The organism is Micromonospora haikouensis (genome assembly GCF_900091595.1).
In the GTDB taxonomy this organism is placed as follows: Bacteria; Actinomycetota; Actinomycetes; order Mycobacteriales; family Micromonosporaceae; genus Micromonospora; species Micromonospora haikouensis.
In genome coordinates, this window is the sequence record NZ_FMCW01000031.1 from 1 (window position 1) to 17,771 (window position 17,771).

The 17,771-nt window shown below is 76.4% G+C and carries 19 protein-coding genes and 1 pseudogene; 7 read left to right on the top strand and 13 right to left on the bottom strand.

Annotated elements, in window-relative coordinates:
- On the top strand, positions 1-1,009 hold a 1,009-nt coding region (locus tag GA0070558_RS26420; protein ID WP_256092136.1), incomplete at its 5' end, for a condensation domain-containing protein.
- On the opposite strand, the gene GA0070558_RS26425 is transcribed toward GA0070558_RS26420, so the two are convergent.
- Positions 990-1,532, bottom strand: coding sequence for a DUF6194 family protein (locus GA0070558_RS26425; RefSeq protein ID WP_176734384.1), 543 nt, complete (start codon positions 1,530-1,532; stop codon positions 990-992). The genes GA0070558_RS26420 and GA0070558_RS26425 overlap by 20 nt on opposite strands.
- 89 nt (positions 1,533-1,621) lie before the next feature.
- Here GA0070558_RS26425 and GA0070558_RS26430 point away from each other — a divergent pair, with 89 nt between their 5' ends.
- Positions 1,622-2,401: a MerR family transcriptional regulator gene (locus GA0070558_RS26430; RefSeq protein WP_077937703.1), complete on the top strand. Its 780-nt coding sequence runs from the start codon at positions 1,622-1,624 to the stop codon at positions 2,399-2,401.
- 72 nt (positions 2,402-2,473) lie between these two features.
- Here GA0070558_RS26430 and GA0070558_RS26435 read toward each other — a convergent pair whose 3' ends face one another.
- The 7 genes from GA0070558_RS26435 to GA0070558_RS26465 all read right to left on the bottom strand — a co-directional run bounded on the left by GA0070558_RS26435 (position 2,474) and on the right by GA0070558_RS26465 (position 8,415).
- Positions 2,474-3,148, bottom strand: a complete 675-nt coding sequence (locus GA0070558_RS26435) for a RibD family protein (protein WP_256092144.1) — start codon at positions 3,146-3,148, stop codon at positions 2,474-2,476.
- A gap of 68 nt (positions 3,149-3,216) precedes the next feature.
- Positions 3,217-3,870 carry a GTP cyclohydrolase II gene (locus GA0070558_RS26440; protein WP_091284578.1) on the bottom strand — a complete coding sequence of 218 codons (654 nt, stop codon included), beginning with the start codon at positions 3,868-3,870 and terminating at the stop codon, positions 3,217-3,219.
- Positions 3,871-3,890: 20 nt separating this feature from the next.
- Complete coding sequence (locus GA0070558_RS26445; protein WP_091284580.1) at positions 3,891-4,967, bottom strand: lysylphosphatidylglycerol synthase transmembrane domain-containing protein; 1,077 nt, start codon at positions 4,965-4,967, stop codon at positions 3,891-3,893.
- A gap of 37 nt (positions 4,968-5,004) precedes the next feature.
- The gene (locus GA0070558_RS26450) at positions 5,005-5,832 is read right to left on the bottom strand and encodes a methyltransferase domain-containing protein (RefSeq protein ID WP_091284666.1); all 828 of its coding nucleotides are present in this window, start codon (positions 5,830-5,832) and stop codon (positions 5,005-5,007) included.
- A gap of 107 nt (positions 5,833-5,939) precedes the next feature.
- Positions 5,940-6,965 carry a glycosyltransferase family 4 protein gene (locus tag GA0070558_RS26455; RefSeq protein WP_091284664.1) on the bottom strand — a complete coding sequence of 342 codons (1,026 nt, stop codon included), beginning with the start codon at positions 6,963-6,965 and terminating at the stop codon, positions 5,940-5,942.
- A 68-nt stretch (positions 6,966-7,033) separates the two neighbouring features.
- A complete protein-coding gene (locus GA0070558_RS26460; protein ID WP_043963320.1) occupies positions 7,034-7,432 on the bottom strand; it encodes a 6-pyruvoyl trahydropterin synthase family protein in 399 nt (132 codons plus the stop codon).
- Positions 7,420-8,415, bottom strand: coding sequence for a zinc-dependent alcohol dehydrogenase (locus tag GA0070558_RS26465; RefSeq protein WP_091284581.1), 996 nt, complete (start codon positions 8,413-8,415; stop codon positions 7,420-7,422). The genes GA0070558_RS26460 and GA0070558_RS26465 overlap by 13 nt, the downstream gene beginning before the upstream one ends.
- 122 nt (positions 8,416-8,537) lie before the next feature.
- On the opposite strand from GA0070558_RS26465, the pseudogene GA0070558_RS26470 reads away from it, so the two are divergent.
- Both GA0070558_RS26470 and GA0070558_RS26475 read left to right on the top strand, forming a co-directional pair.
- Positions 8,538-9,221, top strand: a pseudogene (locus tag GA0070558_RS26470) (CDP-alcohol phosphatidyltransferase family protein); the annotation flags it as partial.
- Positions 9,222-9,328: 107 nt separating this feature from the next.
- Positions 9,329-11,149: a sulfatase-like hydrolase/transferase gene (locus GA0070558_RS26475; RefSeq protein ID WP_176734385.1), complete on the top strand. Its 1,821-nt coding sequence runs from the start codon at positions 9,329-9,331 to the stop codon at positions 11,147-11,149.
- Positions 11,150-11,213: 64 nt separating this feature from the next.
- Here the strand turns inward: GA0070558_RS26475 and GA0070558_RS26480 are convergent, their stop codons facing one another.
- Positions 11,214-11,465: a hypothetical protein gene (locus GA0070558_RS26480; RefSeq protein ID WP_256092137.1), complete on the bottom strand. Its 252-nt coding sequence runs from the start codon at positions 11,463-11,465 to the stop codon at positions 11,214-11,216.
- 263 nt (positions 11,466-11,728) lie between these two features.
- On the opposite strand from GA0070558_RS26480, the gene GA0070558_RS26485 reads away from it, so the two are divergent.
- Genes GA0070558_RS26485 through GA0070558_RS26495 form a run of 3 tightly spaced genes read left to right on the top strand, consistent with a single transcriptional unit; the run spans position 11,729 to position 14,027 of the window.
- Complete coding sequence (locus tag GA0070558_RS26485) at positions 11,729-12,451, top strand: FadR/GntR family transcriptional regulator (RefSeq protein ID WP_077937697.1); 723 nt, start codon at positions 11,729-11,731, stop codon at positions 12,449-12,451.
- Complete coding sequence (locus tag GA0070558_RS26490) at positions 12,448-13,314, top strand: sterol desaturase family protein (protein WP_091284587.1); 867 nt, start codon at positions 12,448-12,450, stop codon at positions 13,312-13,314. The genes GA0070558_RS26485 and GA0070558_RS26490 overlap by 4 nt, the downstream gene beginning before the upstream one ends.
- The gene (locus tag GA0070558_RS26495; protein ID WP_091284589.1) at positions 13,311-14,027 is read left to right on the top strand and encodes a lysoplasmalogenase family protein; all 717 of its coding nucleotides are present in this window, start codon (positions 13,311-13,313) and stop codon (positions 14,025-14,027) included. The genes GA0070558_RS26490 and GA0070558_RS26495 overlap by 4 nt, the downstream gene beginning before the upstream one ends.
- Positions 14,028-14,080: 53 nt before the next feature.
- Here GA0070558_RS26495 and GA0070558_RS26500 read toward each other — a convergent pair whose 3' ends face one another.
- From GA0070558_RS26500 to GA0070558_RS26515, 4 genes are all read right to left on the bottom strand, one after another.
- Positions 14,081-14,347 carry a GlsB/YeaQ/YmgE family stress response membrane protein gene (locus tag GA0070558_RS26500; protein ID WP_091284591.1) on the bottom strand — a complete coding sequence of 89 codons (267 nt, stop codon included), beginning with the start codon at positions 14,345-14,347 and terminating at the stop codon, positions 14,081-14,083.
- 150 nt (positions 14,348-14,497) lie between these two features.
- Positions 14,498-16,078 carry a hypothetical protein gene (locus GA0070558_RS26505; protein ID WP_091284593.1) on the bottom strand — a complete coding sequence of 527 codons (1,581 nt, stop codon included), beginning with the start codon at positions 16,076-16,078 and terminating at the stop codon, positions 14,498-14,500.
- Positions 16,078-16,410 (bottom strand): YciI family protein, encoded by a 333-nt coding sequence (locus tag GA0070558_RS26510; RefSeq protein ID WP_091284595.1) that lies wholly within the window; start codon positions 16,408-16,410, stop codon positions 16,078-16,080. The genes GA0070558_RS26505 and GA0070558_RS26510 overlap by 1 nt, the downstream gene beginning before the upstream one ends.
- Positions 16,407-17,729: a helix-turn-helix domain-containing protein gene (locus tag GA0070558_RS26515; protein WP_077937692.1), complete on the bottom strand. Its 1,323-nt coding sequence runs from the start codon at positions 17,727-17,729 to the stop codon at positions 16,407-16,409. Before GA0070558_RS26515 ends, GA0070558_RS26510 begins: the two co-directional genes overlap by 4 nt.
- Positions 17,730-17,771 lie beyond the last annotated feature (42 nt).

Sequence of the window (17,771 nt, forward strand, 5' to 3'; positions counted from 1 at the left end):
CCTCGACCAACTCGCCGACGCCGTCCAACAACCCCTCGACTACACCCAGGGCCGCAACTGGCGCACCGCCATCATCCGCGACCGCTCCACCAACCGCACCCTCCTCGGCATCGGCATCCACCACATCGCCTTCGACGGCTGGTCCCACACCCTCCTCGTCCACGACCTCACCCACGCCTACACCGCCCGTAAGGCCGGACAGTCACCCACCTGGGACCGTCCGGCGCCCACCCTCCGCCAGACCCACGACGAGTACGCCCGGCTCCACGACGCCGCCGACCTGCCCGCCCAACGCGCATACTGGCGCGGCCAACTCCACGGCCTCCCCCGGCAGGGCGACGGCGAGCTGAAGGTGCCGCTGGAGCAGGCCCTCGCCTGGGGCCCGAAGGCCGGGCACATCCTCACCGTCAGCCCGCAGGTCCTGCAGCGCTGGGACCAGGCGGCCCGGGAGCACCGGTTCAGCCGCTCCAGCTACTTCGTCGCCGCCTTCGCCACCGCCCTGCGCGCCGTCCACCAGCAGGACGACATCGGCCTGCTCATGATCGTGGCCAAGCGCGGCAGCCGCGTCCTCGACTCCGCGTTCACCACCCGGATCAACTCCAACTGCGTGCGGGTGCGGTTCGCGCCCGGGCAGGACCTGATCCGGCACGTCCAGCAGACCGTCGATGAGCTGATGGCCGCCCAGGACGTGCCGTTCTCGGAGAGCGCCGCGGACCCGGCCGTCGGGCTGCCCAGCGAGGTCGTCGCCGGCCTGCCCGGCTTCGCCTACCAGGACAACGTGGTGCTCCCGCTGGACCTGCCCGGCTGCCGCACCGAGGAGGTCGTCGAACCGTACGCCCGGGAGGTGATGAGCGGCCTCACCGTCGAGGCGATCCCCCGCCACGCCGACGCCCTGCTGCGCATCACGATCCGCACCGACCTGCTGCCGTTCGCCCTCGCCGAGGAGCTGGGCGCCCACATGCTGCGCTTCCTCGAAGCGGGCCCCCAGGTCACCGGCCCGGTGCGCTGAGGGCCCCGCCCCCGTCCGAACCCGGGCGGTCGCCGGCCCGCCGGTGCCGGTCGACCGCCCGGGCGTGCGCGTGGGCGATCAGCCGGTCCACCTCCGGGAGCAGGTCGACGCCGGGACACAGGACGCACGCCCAGCCGTGCAGGCCGTACGCGGGGTGGGGCATGATCTCGCCCTGCCGGGTGAAGTCGATGCCGGCCCGGTGGTCGGGAAAGCGCGCGGGCGGGTAGCCGAACCGGCGCTGGAACTCGGCACGGCCCAGCTCGACGTTGAGACGGTGGACGTCGGGCCGGTCGAGGCGCGAGTCCTCGTCGAACCCGGGCGTGTCGTGCGCGACGATCGTGGCGAACGGCCGGCGGCGGTCCGGGCCGACGAAGAAGAACCGCTCGCCCCAACTGGCCGGCGGTGCACCCGACGCCGCGTCGGCCCGCACCTGCGTGACTGCGGGCAGCGCGAGGATCCGCTGGGCGAGGTCGGCCTCGGTCGGGAGGCCGGCGGCGGGGACGCTCGGAGGATGCTGGGTCATGACCTCTACCGTATCGTTGAACTCCGTTGTGAAGCTGGGGCCGAGAAACAGGCGGCTGAGCCGGTGGTAAGCATCAAACGGGAGGTCAGGTGCGCAGGAGTTCCTACCGGCCGACCGACCTTGCGCGCGAGCACGGCATCTCGACGCAGACGGTCCGCAACTACGAGCGCGACGGGGTGCTGCCCCCGGCCCGGCGCACGCCCAGCGGCTACCGCGCCTACACGGCCGAGCACGTCCGGGCGCTGCGCGCCTACCTGGCGCTGATCCCGGCGCACGGGTACGCCACCAGCGGCGAGATCATGCGCGCCGTCAACGCCGGTGACCTGGACACCGCCCTGCGGGCGATCGACCGCAGCCACGCCCAGCTGCTGCGCGACCGGGAGACGCTCGACGCCGTCGAGGTTGCCGTGGGCCTGCTCACGCGGCCACCGGCGGCGAGCCGACCCGACCGGCCCCCGACGGCCCGCCCCGACCTGTCACCGGCGGGCGGCCCCCACCAGCCACCGACGGGCCGACCCGAGCGGCCGCTGGCGATCGGTGGTCTCGCCCGCCGGGTCGGCGTGACCCCGGCGGCCCTGCGCAAGTGGGAACGGGCCGGCATCCTCGCGCCGAGCCGGGGTCAGGCCACCGGCTACCGTCTCTACTCGGCCGACGACGTGCGCGACGCCGAGTTGGCCCACCTGCTGCGGCGCGGCGGCTACCGGCTGGACCACATCGCCACGGTCGTGCGGCAGGTCCGCGACGCGGCCGGCACCGAGCCGCTGGCCGAATCCCTGGAGAACTGGCGGCGGCGGCTCACCGACCGGGGCCGCGCCATGCTCACCGCCGCCGCGCGACTCGCGGAGCACCTGTCCCCGCCGGACGACTGACCCGCGCGGCGGGCCAACCCCCGCAGCCTGGGCGGGCGACCGCAGCGGGCACCCGCGCGGCGACCGGGCCGGTCACGCGCCGGGGCAGCGCCCGGACAGGGCGTAGCGCAGCAGGACGACGTCGCCGATCTGGCGGACCTCCGCCAGGCCCGCGCGGCGGCCGGGGTGCCACGGGAACCGGCCCTCGCCGGGGAAGCGCGGCGCGCGGCGGTCGCCGACGAAGAACGGGGCGACCACCAGGTGCAGCTCGTCGGCGAGGCCGGCGCCGAGGAACAGGGCGTGCACGGCCGCGCCGCCCTCCACCATGAGCCGGCGCACCCCCCGGGCGGCCAGGTCGGCCAGCACCCGGCAGGGGTCGACCGGGTCGCCGCCGTCGGCGACGGTGGCCAGGCCGCCGAGCCGGTGCCGGGTCTGCGCCAGCACGGACGTGGCACAGTAGACGACCCGTTCGGCGTCCCCGACGGTGAAGAACCGGGCCGCCGGGTCGAGGTCGCCGCTCGCGGTGACGGTCACCTTCGTCGGCGACGGCGGCAGGCCGCGCGCGGCCCGCTCGGTGCGCCGCCGCGGCGAGCGGATCACCAGGCGCGGATCGTCGGCCCGGACGGTGGCCGCGCCGACGAGGATCGCGTCGCACCCGGCCCGCACGGCGTCGACCCGGTCCAGGTCCGCCTCGTTGGACAGCAGCAGCCGCTGGTCGCTGGCGTCGTCGATGTAGCCGTCGATCGACATGGCGCAGCTGAGCAGCACGTACGGCCGGGGCGTGGCGGGCGCGCCGGCGGCCGGCGCGGCGTCCTGCGGAGTCGGCGCGGCGGCGGTCACCGGACGAACGGGAGGTCGATGGTGTGGGCGGCGCGGTCCACCTTGGCCGCGAGGTAGCCGGCGTTGGCGTCGGACAGGTGCAGCCCGGTGGGCACCCGCTCGGCCACCTCGATGCCGAGCCGGCGCAGCTGGTCGGCCTTGTCCGGGTTGTTGCTGAGCAGGGCCACCCGCTCGGCGCCGAGGGCCGCCAGCATCTGCGCGGCGACCGTGTAGTCCCGTTCGTCCGCGCCCCGCCCCAGGGCCAGGTTCGCCTCGTAGGTGTCCAGCCCGGCGTCCTGCAGGGCGTACGCGTCGAGCTTGGCGTAGAGGCCGATGCCGCGCCCCTCCTGGCGCAGGTAGAGCAGGAGCCCACCGGCGGCGGCGATCCGCTCGACCGCCTCGCGCAACTGCGGCCCGCAGTCGCACCGCTGGCTGCCGAACACGTCCCCGGTCAGGCACTCGCTGTGCGGGCGGACCAGGGGCGGCGACCCGCCGGCGGCGACCCGGTCCACCGCGACCGACCAGTCACCGAGCCCGAACGCGAGGTGCTCCCGGCCGTCGACGAGGCCGTGGAACGAGAACACCCGGGCGGTGGTGGCGTAGCCGTCGGGGAAGCGCAGCGGGACCGTCACCTGGGTCCGGATGGTCGCGACGGGCAGTGCTTCGGACATCGGTCTCCTTCGTCGGACGGTCAACCGTGCACGCCGGTGCGCGCCGGACGCGACACCCACCGGGCGGCCCGGGCGGTGGCGACGGGGGCCGGGGACACGACGCCGGTCGCCGCGGGCGACGGAAGCCGGCGGGCCAGCAGCACCACGCCCCCGGGCAGGCTCGCCACCAGCGCCAACGCCCCGTACACGGTGGCGGCAGCGACGCCCTGGGCGGCGGTCAGGCCGGCGGCGGCGAACGCCCACGCGGCCACCCCCTCGCGCGGCCCGAACCCGCCCACGTTCAGCGGCAGGATCATCGCCAGCAGCGCGAGCAGCGTCAGCGGCAGCAGCCGGGACAGCGGCGCGTCGACACCGGCCGTGCGGGCCGCGACGACGAACGTGGCCAGGTGGCCCGCCAGCACCACGGCGGAGGCGACCAGCACGCCGACCCAGGTCCGCCGGCCCAGCACGCCGGAGCGGACGTCGGCCACGGCGGTGCGCAGCGCCCGAGCCCACCGCGACGCCCCCGACCGGGGCGCGACGCGACCCAGCAGCACCGCGCCCAGGCCGGCGGCGACGACCAGCCCCGCCGCCGCCGGCAGGTGCTGCCGCACCGGCGACGGGAACGCGGCCAGCACGCCCACCGCGAGGACCACCGTGACCGCCTGGCCGGCCGTGCGCTCCCAGACCACGGCCCGCACGCCCCGGCCGACGTCCCCGCAGTCGCGGCCGTGCCGCACCGCGCGGTCGACGTCGCCGAGCACCCCGCCGGGCAGGGTGGAGTTGAGGAACACGGCCCGGTAGCAGTGCGCCACCGCCTCGCGCAGCGGCAGCCGGACGCCCAGCCCGGCGGCGACCAGGCTCCACCGCCACGCTGCGCAGACGGTGGTGACCAGGCCGATGCCGAGCGCCGCCGCGACGGCCGCGCCGTCGATCAGGCGCAACCCGGCGACGAACGGGCCGCTGCCCAGCCGCCACAGCAGGGCCGCCAGCACCGCGACCCCGGCGAGGGTGCGCGCCCACCCCCAGAACGACCGGGGCAGCCGGCCGACGCGTGTGGCGGGCGACGCCGCCGGTTCCGTGCTCGCTGGCAAACCCGGACCTCCCTGCACGATCATCTTCCCTCCGGGTTCACGTGTGGCACGCCCGGATGGTTCACCCGCAGCCGGCGAGCAGGTCGGCGTGGTCGACCAGGACGTCGAGCGTACCGGCGTGGGCGGCGGCCCGCCGGGTTCGGCCGTACGCCGTGGTCCGCCCGGTCAGCTCGGGCCGCTGCTCGCGGGCGGCGCCCAGCCAGCCGGTGAACCACTCGGCGGTCAGCTCGGCGCGGTCCGGGCCGAGCCGCCACGGGCTGGGCCGGGTCAGCACGTCGACGCCCCGGCGGGCGAACGCGGCCACGCAGGCGGCGACGGCGTCGGGGCCGAGCAGCACGCCCCGGCCGGGGGCGACGCGCCGCTGGTGGTCGTCGAACGCGGCGGCGACCTCGGCGTCCAGCGGGTCGGCGGGGGTCAGCCGCACCCGGCCGACCACGGTGAGGGTGAACAGCGTCGGCCTGCCGGCGCAGGCCGCCACGATCCGCTCGACCTCCTCGGCGGTGAGCATGTCCAGCAGCGCCGACGCGGTGACCAGGGACGCGTCGGCGAGGTCGGCGGCGGACAGGCGGGTGATGTCACCCTGCCGGGTCTCCACGGTGACCTCGCCGCCGCCGGAGGCGGCGAGGCCCGCCAGAGCGGCCCGGGCCCGCTCCAGCAGGCCGGGGTCGCGGTCGTGGAGCACCCAGTGCTGCGGGCCGGGCAGCCGGGGGGCCAGCCAGCGCCCCATCGATCCGGTGCCGGCGCCCAGGTCGTGGATCACGACCGGCCGGTCGCCGGCGAGGCGGCGGCGCACCGGTGCCAGCAGGTCCACCGCGCGGGCCGCCGCGTCGGCGGGCTCCCGCAGTCGCAGCCAGCCGGCGAAGGCGGCGGTGTCGTCGCCGTCGCTCATGTGCCCCGCCGCGCCGTCGTGGCCGTCGCGCGTGCGGACCGTCGGATTCCCGGTGCCGTGGCCGTCGCGCGGGTGGGCCGTCGGGCCCCCGCCGCCGTGGGCGTCGCTCATGTCGCCGCTCCCTTCAGGACCGCCGCGAGGATGGTGGAGGTGGTCGACCAGCCGGTCAGGGCCGGCCGGCGGGCGCGGGCGGCGCGGCGCAGCCGCTCCCGCAGGCCGGCGTCGCCCAGCCAGGCACGCAGCGCGCCGGCCAGCGCCGCCGGGTCGTCGGGCGGCACCAGCAGGCCGGGACGTACGCCGTCGGGGGTGCGGCCCAGCGCCTCGGGCACGCCGCCGACGTCCGTGGCCAGCACCGGGATGCCCCGCGCGAGGGCCTCGGTGACGACCATCCCGTACGTCTCGCCACGCGAGGCCAGCACCAGCAGGTCGGCGGCGGCGTACGCGGCGGCCAGGGCGGGGCCGGTGCGCGGGCCGAGCAGTTCCACCCGCCCGGTCAGGCCGGACCCGTCGGCCTGCCGGCGCAGCCGCCGCACGTGGGCGGGGTCGCGGGTCAGCGTGCCGACGCAGGCGCACCGCCACGGCAGGTCCGCCACCGCCGCCAGGGCCGCCAGCAGCACGTCGTGCCCCTTGTGCGGGGCGACGGCCGCGACGCAGAGCAGCGCCGTGCCGGCGGCCGTGCCGGCGACCGGTGGCGCGGGGTCGACCCCCGGCACGGCGACGTGGACCCGGTCGGCGGGCAGCCCGTACCGGTCGAGCAGCCGGCGGCGGGTCCACTCGCTGGTGGCGACGACGGCCGTGGCGGCGGCCAGGGCGCGGGCCTCGGCGGCGTCGTCGCGCGGCATGTGGACCAGCACGACGAGCCGCAGCCGGTCGGCCTGCGCCTCCAGCTCCTGCGGGGTGACCGAGGCGACGAGGCCGTCGAGCAGCACCACCGCGCCGTCGGGCAGGGCGGCGAGCCGGGCGGCGAGGCCGGCCCGCGCGGCCGGGGCGGGCGTCGGCCAGTCACCGGGCACCGGATGCTCGTGGACCCGCCAGCCGGCGTCGGCCAGCCCGGCGCAGACCCGCCGGTCGTAGTGGTTGCCGCCGCTGGGTGTGGCCGGGTCGTCTATGTCGCCGGGGAGCACCACGTGCACCTCGGGACGGGTGCCGGCGGGAGCCGCCCCGCCGGCCGGGACGCCCCCGCCGGCCGGGGCCGGGGCTGTCACAGGGGCCGCTCGTAGCTGGCCCAGGCGACGTGCGACTCGTGCAGGGTGACGGTGATTCCGGCCAGTCCCCGCGCGCCCGCGCCGAGATCGCCGGCGTGCACCCGGTCGGCGAGCCGGTCGGCGACCGTGCGGGCCAGCACCTCCGTGGTCGTGTTCACCCCGGCGAACGCGGGCTCGTCGTCGAGGTTGCGGTAGGTCAGCTCGCCGAGGACGGCGCGCAGTTGCTCGGTGGCCAGGCCGATGTCGACGACGATGCCGTCGGCGTCCAGGTCGGGGCGGCGGAACGTGGCGTCGACGACGAACGTGGCCCCGTGCAGGCGCTGCGCCGGGCCGAAGACGTCACCGCGGAAGCTGTGGGCGATCATCATGTGATCGCGGACGGTCACGCTGAACACGGGTCACTCTCCTGATAGGTGATGAGGTGGCACAGGGCGGGCAGGCTGCCGTCGGTGAGGCCGGCGAGCACGTCGGGCAGTTCCGCGAACGGCGAGCTGCCGGTGATCAGCGCGTCGAACGCGGGGTCGGCGAGCAGTTCCAGGGCGAGGGCGAGCCGGTCGGCGTACGTGCGGCTGCCCCGGCGGGCCGGGGCGACCATGCCCACCTGGCTGCTGCGCACGGTCAACCGGCCGGAGTGGAACGCCCCGCCCAGCGACAGCCGCACCGCGCGGTCGCCGTACCAGCTCAGCTCCACCGCCGTACCCTCCGGGGCGAGCAGTTCCAGCGACCGCTGCAGCCCCTCCGAGGTGGCGCTGGCGTGCACGGCCAGGTCGCGTCCGCCGGTGGCCCGCTCGGGGGTGGCGAAGTCGACGCCGAGCGCGGCGGCGACGGCGGCCCGGGCGGGGTCGGCGTCGACCAGTTCGACCCGTACCCCGGGGAAGCGGGCGAGCAGCGCGGCGACCCCGCAGCCGACCATGCCCGCGCCGACGACGCTCACCCGGTCGCCGATCAGCGGCGGGGCGTCCCACAGGGCGTTGACGGCGGTCTCCACGGTGCCGGCGAGCACCGCGCGGGCCGCCGGCACCCCGTCGGGCACCGGCACCACGGCCGAGGCGGGCACGACGTACGCGCTCTGGTGCGGGTGCAGGCAGAACACGGTCCGCCCGCGCAGCTCGGCCGGGCCCTGCTCGACGACGCCGACGCTGAGGTAGCCGTACTTCACGGGGGCCGGGAAGTCGCCCTCCTGGAACGGGGCGCGCATCGCGGTGTGCTGGTCGACGGGGACCCGGCCGGCGAAGACGAGGGTCTCGGTGCCGCGGCTGACCCCCGAGTAGCGGGCGCGCACCAGCACCTCGTCGGGGCCGGGGGCGGGCAGCACCGCGGGGCGGATCTCCCCCACCCCGGGCTCACGCAGCCAGAACGCGTACGCCTCGCCGGTCACCGGAATGTCCTCGTCGCCACCGTCGTCCTCCTCGCCCGCCGAACCATTTGGCCGGCAGATCCGTGTTGTCTGTCGACAGCCCGTCGAACAGCAGTCTCTCGATCATCAAACACGGAGGCACGGTGCGCAGGGTTCAACACGGTCCGCTGGCAGGACTGGTCAGCCTGTTCGTCCTGCTGGCGGGAATCGGCGCGACCGTCGGCCTCGGCCCGGTGGGCTGGCTCGCCGGCACGGCGTACGGGATGGTCCTGTGCGGGCTGCTCGCCCGGGCGCTGCGCGGGGCGGGCGGCTCCGGCCTGGGGCCGGCGGACGTGGTGACGTTGGGCCGGGCGGTGCTGATCGGCGGGGTGACGGCGCTGGTGGCCGACGGGTTCACCCGAGCCGCGCCGGTGCCGTTGCTGGTCGGCCTCGCCGCCGTGGCGCTGCTGCTTGACGCCATCGACGGGCAGGTGGCGCGGCGCACCGGCACCGAGAGCGATCTCGGGGCCCGGTTCGACATGGAGGTCGACGCGTACCTCATCCTGCTGCTGGGCGTGCACCTCGCGCCCACGGCCGGGGGCTGGGTGCTCGCCCTGGGCGCGATGCGGTACGCCTTCGTGGCGGCCGGCTGGACGTCGCCGTGGCTGCGCGGGACGCTGCCGCCGCGGCAGTGGCGTAAGGTCGTCGCCGCGCTCCAGGGCATCGTCCTGGCCGTCGCCGCGGCCGGGGTCCTGCCGCCGGTCGCGACGACGGTGCTGCTGGCCGGGGCGTTCGCGCTGCTCGTCGAGTCCTTCGGGCGCGACGTCGGCTGGCTGTGGCGGCACCGCCCGGTCGCCGCGACCGACGGCGCGGTCCTGCGCCGGGACGAGCCGGTCCGGGTGCCGGCCCACCTGCCGGCCTGACCGCCCACCGGATGCACGGGAGAGAAGACGACGTGACGAACCACCCGGGCGACCCGACCGACGCGGCCGGCGACGACCCGATCCCCGCCACCGGCGACGATCCGACGGGCGAGGGCCCCACCGACGCCACCGGCGGCGGCACGGGCGGCGACGAGGGTCGGCGCGCGGCGGACGACGCGGGCCGGCCGGCCGAGGTGCCGGGGCGGGGTCGACGGGTCCGCCGGGCGGTCGGCGGCCCCCTGGCCGCGCTGCTCGTGGCCGCCGCCCTCACCGCGCCGGACCAGTTGCGGGAGCTGAGCCCGGCCGCGTTCCTGCGGCTGCCGGTCGAGGCGCTGATCGTCGCCGCCGCTCTGCTCGCCCTGCCGCCGCGCCCCCGCCGGGTGGTCGCCGCGCTGACCGGGGTCGCGCTGGGGCTGGTCACCGTGGTCAGGCTCACCGACCTGGGCTTCCAGGTCGCCTGGGACCGCCCCTTCGACCTGGTGTCGGACTGGGTGCTGTTCGACGACGCGTACGCGTTCCTCGCCGGCTCGGTCGGCCGGGCCGGTGCGGTCGGCGCCGCCGTGGGCGTCGTGCTGCTCGCCGTGGGCCTGCTGGTGGCGTTGGCGCTGGCCGCGCTGCGCCTGGCCGCGCTGCTCGCCCGGCACGACACCGGGGCGAGGAGGGCCGTCGCGGCGCTGACCGTCGGCTGGGTCGCCTGCGCCGCCCTCGGGGTGCGGATCGTCCCCGGGGTGCCGGTGGCCGACAGCGGGGCGACCGCCCTGGTCCGCTACCACGCGGTCCAGGTGCGCGGCGGGCTGTCCGACGGCGACGTGTTCGCCGCCGAGGTCGCCGCCGACCCGTTCCGGGACGCGCCGGGTGACCAGCTGCTGACGGCGCTGCGCGGCAAGGACGTCGTCGTCGCGTTCGTCGAGAGCTACGGCCGCGACGCGGTGGAGGAGCCGGAGTTCGCGCAGGTCGGCACGGTGCTCGACGAGGGCACCCGGCGGCTGCGGGCGGCCGGGATCGGATCCCGCAGCGCATACCTCACGTCCCCGACAGCGGGCGGGGGGAGCTGGCTGGCCCACGCCACGCTGCTGTCCGGGCTGTGGATCGACAGCCAGCAGCGGCACCGCAGCCTGCTCGCCACCGACCGGCTCACCCTCGGCGGGGCGTTCCAGCGGGCGGGCTGGCGGACCGTCGGAGTGATGCCCGGCGCGCTGGCCGACTGGCCGGAGGGGAGGTTCTACGGCTACGACCAGTTCTACCCGGCCCGGGAGCTGGGCTACCAGGGGCCGAAGCTGGGCTACTTCCTCATGCCGGACCAGTACGCCCTGTCGGAGCTGCAGCGCCGCGAGCGGTCGACCCCCGGCCACCCGCCGGTGATGGCCGAGATCCCGCTGACGTCCAGCCACTCACCGTGGACGTCGTTCCCCCGGGTCATCGACTGGGACGACGTCGGCGACGGCTCGGTCTACCACCGCAACTCGGCGGTGGCCGACGTCGGCGGCAAGCCGGTGCGCCGCACCGCCGCCCAGATCCGCGCGGACTACCGGCGCACCGTCGAGTACACGCTCAAGTCGCTGATCTCCTACGTGGAAACCTACGGTGACGACGACCTGGTGCTGGTCTTCCTCGGCGACCACCAGCCCTCCCCGGTCGTCACCGGCGAGGACGCCAGCCGGGACGTGCCGGTCACCGTCGTGGCCCGCGACCCGAAGGTGCTCGACCGGATCGACGGCTGGCAGTGGCAGGACGGGCTGCGGCCCGGTCCGGGCGCGCCGGTGTGGCGGATGGACACCTTCCGGGACCGCTTCCTCACGACGTTCGGGTCCCGGCCCGACCCCGGAGCGCCGCCGGCCGCCGCGCCGCGCTGACCGCAGTGCCGTCCGGGCGGGTCAGGCCGCGGTGGCGGTCAGGCCGCGGTGACGCCAGGCCGCGTCAGGCGGCCTCCCGCCCGGAGCGGGGGTGTTCGGGCCGGGCCGGCGCGGCGGGTCGGGGGCGGGGCGCGGGGGCCTGCGCTGCCGTCGCGGCGTCGCCCCGGGCCAGCCGCATGGCGCGCTCGGCGTTCAGCAGCGGGTCGCACGGGGCCTGCCGGCCGCCGCAGAGCAGGTTCTGGCAGCGGCCCGTGGCGTCGGGCTGGTGGGCCTCGGCGACGTCGTACGCCAGCCGCCACAGCAGCGTGTCCGTCACGTCGCTCGGCGGAGCCGTGTCGTGACTGGACCGGTGGTGCGTTGTGCCGGACACGCGGAAACCCCTCTCGTCGTCGCTACCCGAACAGGTTGACCGGCATTCCGGCCCGCTAAACCCACCCCGGGCAGGCGGTTGGTCACACCCCGCCGATTGTCGTTCCCCGCCGCAAATGCGGTTTCCGGCGTCGCCCGGCCCCGAGCACCTCGCACCCGAGTGGTCCAACCAGTTGACGGGTTGATGTGGGCGGGGCCACACTGCACCGCATGACCTTCGTCCCTGTCCCCCGGGGTTCCGTCTCCGACCACGTCTTCGCCCAGCTCCGCGACGCCGTCGTCAGCGGCGCGTACCGGCCCGGGGACACCCTGCCCGGCGAGCGGGAGCTGGCCGCCGCGTTCGCGGTGAACCGGCACGCCGTGCGCGAGGCGCTGCGCCGCCTGCAACAGCTCGGCCTGGTCCGGGTCAGCCAGGGCGGCGCGACCCGGGTGCTCGACTGGCGGGTGCACGCGGGGCTCGACCTCGCCCTGTCCCTGGTCCGCTCCGGCGACGTCCTACCGGTCGACACGCTGGTGCGGGACATGCTGGAGATGCGCGCCTGCATCGGCGTCGACGCCGCCCGGCTCTGCGCCGAACGGGCCGACGCGGCGACCCGGCAGACCGTCACCCGCGCCGTCGAGGAGTACGCCGCGCTCGCGCCCGACCTGCCCCGGATGGCCGAGGCCAACATCACCCTGTGGCGGCACGTCGTCCGCGGCTGCGGCAACACCGCGTACCTGCTGGGTTTCAACAGCCTCGTGGCCGGCGCGCTCGCCGTCGGCGAGGTGCCGCCGCAGCGGCGCGCCGCCGAGCTGCTCGACGTCGCCGGGCACCGGCGGCTCGCCGCCGCGATCGCCGACGGCCGGGGCGACGACGCCGCGCGGCAGGCCCGGTCCCTGCTCACCGCCGCCCTCGCCGCCCCCGCCGCGCCGGGACAGGAGTGCCGCGCATGATCCCCGCCGTGCTCTACGCCGTGCCCGCGTTCCTGCTGCTCATCGTCGTGGAGGCGCTGTCCTACCGGTTCGCCCCCGACGACGACGAACGCGGCTACGAACTGCGCGACACCGCCACGAGCCTCACCATGGGGGCGGGCAGCCAGGTGATCGGCTTCCCGTGGAAGCTGCTCACCATCGGCCTGTACGCCGGGCTGTGGACCGTCGCGCCGGTGCAGCTCTCCCCCACCAGCGTCTGGACCTGGGTGCTGCTGTTCCTCGCCGACGACCTGGCCTACTACTGGTTCCACCGCACCCACCACGAGGTGCGGCTGTTCTGGGCCAGCCACGTGGTGCACCACTCCAGCAGGTTCTACAACCTGTCGACCGCGCTGCGGCAGAGCTGGACGCCGATGACGTCGCTGCCGTTCTGGCTGCCGCTGGCCCTGCTCGGCATCCCGCCGTGGATGATCTTCCTCCAGCAGTCGGTCAGCCTGCTGTACCAGTTCTTCCTGCACACCGAGCGGATCCGGGTGCTGCCCCGGCCGATCGAGTGGGTGTTCAACACCCCGTCGCACCACCGCGTCCACCACGGCGTGAACGCCGAGTACCTGGACCGCAACTACGGCGGCATCCTGATCGTCTGGGACCGCCTGTTCGGCACCTTCGAGCCGGAACGCGCCCCCGCCCGGTACGGGCTGACCACGAACATCGGCACCTACCACCCGCTGCGGGTGGCCACCCACGAGTACGCGGCGATCTGGGCCGACGTACGCGCGGCGGCGTCCTGGCGGCACCGGCTGGGCCACCTGTTCCGCCGGCCCGGCTGGCGGCCGCTGCCAGGTCCGGCGGGGGCGGTCCGGGCCGCCGGGGGCACCCGGTGAGGCGGCTCGCGCCGTTCGGGCTGGTCGCCGCCGTCGAGCTGGTCGGCGTGGCGCTCGACAACCCGGTGCTCCAGTGGCTGGCCAAGCCGCTGCTGGCCCCGCTGCTGCTGCTCTGGCTGCTGTGGCCCGGCGGTCCCGGTGCCGGGCGGGCCCCCGCCGGGGCGGCGCGCACGGGCGGGCGGCGGCGCTTCGACGCGTTCGCGCTCGGGCTGGTCTTCGCCACGGCCGGCGACGTGGCGCTGCTGCTGCCCGGCGAACCCGCGTTCCTGGTCGGCATGGGCTTCTTCCTCGGCACCCAGGTCAGCCTCGTCGTGGCGTTCACCCGGCACCGGCGGCCGCCCGTCGCGGCGGTCGCCGGCTACCTGGCCCTGTGGGCGCTGGCCAACGCCGCCCTGTGGGGCCCGCTCGGGGCGCTGCGGCTGCCCGTGCTCGGCTACAGCCTCGCGCTGTGCCTGATGGCCGCCGCGGCGGCCGGCGTCTCGGCGCGCGCGGCGGCCGGCGGGGCGCTCTTCCTCGTGTCCGACCTGCTGATCGGCGTGGACGCGGCCGGCACCGCCCTGCCCGGCCACGGCCTGCTGGTGATGGGCACCTACATCGCCGCGCTGCTGCTGCTCACCACGGCGTGGGCGGCGGCCGGCGGCCCGGGTGCGGCCGACCGGCCGCGCCGCACCGGGGCCGGCCGCGCGGCGCGGCCCGGCCCGGCGGCGCCCTGACCCGCCGCCGGCCCGCCCCGGTGCGGGGGCGGGCCGGCGGTCGGCGCGGGCGGTCAGCGGCGGCGGCCGTACGCCCCCGCGACGATCGACACGCCGATCGCGGCGAAGACGACCTGGATGAACAGCTCGATCCAGTCGACGCCCGCCGTCTCGTCGACCCCGAGCACCCCGGCGAAGAGGGTGCCGAGGATCGCGGCCACCACGCCGATGAGCAGGGTGAGCCAGATCGGGATGCTCTGCTTGCCGGGCACGACCAGCCGACCCAGCGCGCCGATGATCAGACCGATGATGATGGCGGTGAAGAAACCGGTGACTTCCACTGGGCCGTTCCTCTCGAGGGGTTGTCGCGTGCACCTCCACCGTGCCCCCGGTGGCCGGGGCGGCAAACCCGCCACCACCCGGCCGGCGGATTCTTCACCGGACTGTCACGGTCCCGCGCGGCAACCGTCATGCCACCGGCCGGGGCGCGGTCAGCCGGCCGAGTGGGCGTGCCGGGCGGCCCGCTCGGCGAGCCACAGCCAGCGGCGCTGGACCTCCCCGCCGGTGGCCGCGACCATGGCGAGGGCGTCGCCGCGCACGGCGGTCAGGGCCGCCGCGTCGGCCGTCGGGTCGTCAAGCAGGGCCGCGCCGTCGCGGAACGCCTCGGCCTCGGCCGAGCCGCCGAAGCGGGGGGCGACCTCGTCGCGCCAGAAGTCCGCCCAGGCCAGCTCGGGGTCCCAGGTGAACCGGGCGTACGCCAGATAGCTGATCTCGTTGGTCGGGTGGTAGGCCGCCGCCTCGGCGAAGATGGTCAGCCCCCGCATCCCGGCCGCCCCGGAGCGGGCCGCCATGTCGGCGTACATCTCGGGCACCCAGGAGTGGCGCTGCCGGTTCCACTGCGACCCGGCGTGGGTGCGCAGCACGTTCGTGGTGTGCGGCAGCCGGTCGACGTGGGCGGCGGTAAGGCGATCGCGCTGGTCGTACCAGAAGCCCCGGTTCACGCAGTACTGGTAGGCGACGTCGTCGGGCAGGTCGGCGAGGGGCTGCTGCGCGTCGAGGTCGAAGATGTTGTCCCAGTAGACCTCGACGAGGTGGCGCAGCGGCACCCCGGCCGGGCCGGGGCGGCGGGCGGTCTCCAGCAGGGTCGGGTAGACCGCGCGCATCGCCTCGTACGACCAGGAGGTGCGCTCGCCGCCGGTGCGCCGGGCGCAGCGGGCGCAGGCGCAGCTGCCGTAGTCGCCGGTCTCGAAGTTGATCCCGCCGACGGGCAGGGTGTCCAGCAGCCAGTCGATGGCGTCGCGGTGCCAGGCCAGGTTGTCCGGCTGCGACGGGCAGGCGGCCATCATGTACTCGCTGGCCGGGAAGTGCAGGTCGCCGAACTCGTCGATGTCGAAGCCGACCTTCTTCGGCAGCTCCGCGGCCAGGTCGGGGCGCTGCCGCAGCCAGGTGGCCAGGTTGTAGCGGTGCCGGCCGTCGAAGTAGATGCCGCCGTAGGCGTTGATGCCGACCCCGGCGATGATCCGCACGCCCCGGGCGTTGGCGTACTCGCACAGGTCGCGGGCCGCCTCGACGCCGCCGTGGGCGTCGCGCAGCAGCCCGTACACGACGATGCCGCCGATCCGCTCGCGGCTGCAGAAGTCGACGAGCCGCCGGTAGTCGGCGCCGAACGCGTCGGCGGACTTGGCGTACGGGTTGAGCGCGCCGATCTCCTGCTGGCCGAGCTGCCGGGTGTCCCAGTTGGTCGAGTGGTCCCAGGTCCACAGGGTGCGCAGCGGCAGCCCGGGTGCGGCGGCGGACGCGCCGACGGGCAGGCCGGCTCCGGTGGCCCGGTCGATGAGGTCGCGGGCGGCGTACACCAGGCCGGCGAACGGGTCGCCGGTGAGCCGGATCTCGCCGGCCTCCGGCACGTCGACGTGGTGGCCGCCCTCGGGCAGCGCCGGGTCGACGGCGAGGCGCACCGGCACGGCGTCGGGGCCGCCGTCGCCCCACGCCTCACGCAGCAGCCCGGCGGCGTACGGCGCGTGCTCGGCCCCGAGCACCCGCACGCCGGCAACCTGGCGGTACGACGACATCATGTCCTCCCGAGGGTGTGGCTGGTGGCGGCGAGGTAGTCGGCCACGTCGAGCGTGGTCCACACCCCGTGCCGCCAGTAGGGGTCCTGTTCGACGAGGGCGCGGGCGGCGGTCGCGTCGGCGGCCCGCAGCACCAGCACGGAGGCGGTCAGGTCGGCGCGCGCCCCGGCGACCAGGGCGGTGCCGTCGGCGAGCAGGGCGCGCACGTGCGCCAGGTGCGCGGCCCGGTGGGGTTCGCGCCGGGCGGCGGCGTCGGCGGCGAAGGCGGCGGTGACGAGGTACGTCGGCTCGAACCGCAGGCCCGCGCCCGCGTCGGGGGTCGGCCCGCTCACGCCTCGGCCCCGATCGCGCCGAGCAGCCGCCGCATGGCGACCCGGTAGACGGCCTGCGGGCGGCCCGCGCCGGTGCTCACGTGCACGCCGACCTCCTCGGCGAAGCCGGCCGCCCGCAGGGCCTTGAGCAGGCGGCGGGCCGAGCGCGCCTCCACCCCGTACGCGTCGGCCAGCCCGCGGGCGGTGACCTGGTCGGGGTCCATCTGGTGCAGGGCCTCCAGCAGCCGGCGGGTCGACAGCGGCCCGATGCGCAGCTGCTCGGAGACGCGCAGCACGCCCGGGGCGGTCTCCCGCAGCCGGGGGCGCACGGTGGTCTCCCGGCTGGAGTAGACCTCGCCGTCGGGGAAGACCACGTGGGTGTCGCCGCTGTGCCGGCCCAGCGCGAGGGCCTTGCGGGCGTTGTCCTCGGCGGCGGCGATGGTGGTGCCCGCGCCGAAGCCGACGGCGTGTTCGACGTCGACCCCGCGCAGGGTGAGCAGGGAGGCGTGCCCGTCGCGGTGCCGGGCGATGGCGCTCTCCACGGTGCCCCGGGTGGTGGTGATCACCATGGTCCGGTCGTCGACAGTGGCGAGCCGGCCGCGCATCCGCTCGGCGTGCTCCAGCAGCGCCTCCCGCACCCGCAGCCGCTGCCGCTCGGCCTGGTACGGGTCCTGCGCCCGGTGCGTCGACGCGCCGAGGTCGACCATCATCACGGCGATCTGGGTGGCCCGGGACTGGCGTACCTCGGCGGCGAGCCAGGCCCGGCGCAGCGCGTCGCGCACCGAGGCGCGGGTGTGCTCGACGCGCCACACCGGCACCCCGCTGTCGGCCAGGTCGCGGTGCACCGCGCCGAGGCAGGTCAGGCACGCCTCGACCGCGCCGGAGGCGTAGCGCTCGCGGTGGTAGGCGGTGATCTCGTCGAGCCCGGAGAAGAGCAGCCCGGAGGAGTCGGCGATCGGCAGGATCTCGGTCGGCGGGGCCACCTCGATGTCGTGGTACGTCTCGCGGACGATCTCGGCCTCGATGGTGTCCACGCTGACCCGGGGCAGCTTCCCGCCGCTGGCCAGCAGCATCCGCGACAGGGTCCGGTAGAGGTCGATGCCGGCGTGCGGGACGTAGTCGATCTCCGCCCGCAGGTCGCCGGCCGCGCTGGCGAACGCGTACGGGATGCGGCCGGTGAACAGCAGCACCTGACACACCTCGTCCAGCTCGCGGGCGAGGTCGGGGGCCTGTTCGGGCCGGGTGTAGGCGCGCGCGGTGACGGTGTCCGCGCGGCCCTCCCCGGCCGCCACCTCCTGCACGAGCCGGATCGAGTCCTCCGGGCCGATGATCCCGATCACGATGCTGCCTCCATGTGGTGCGCCGCTGGCCTGGGGTGGGTG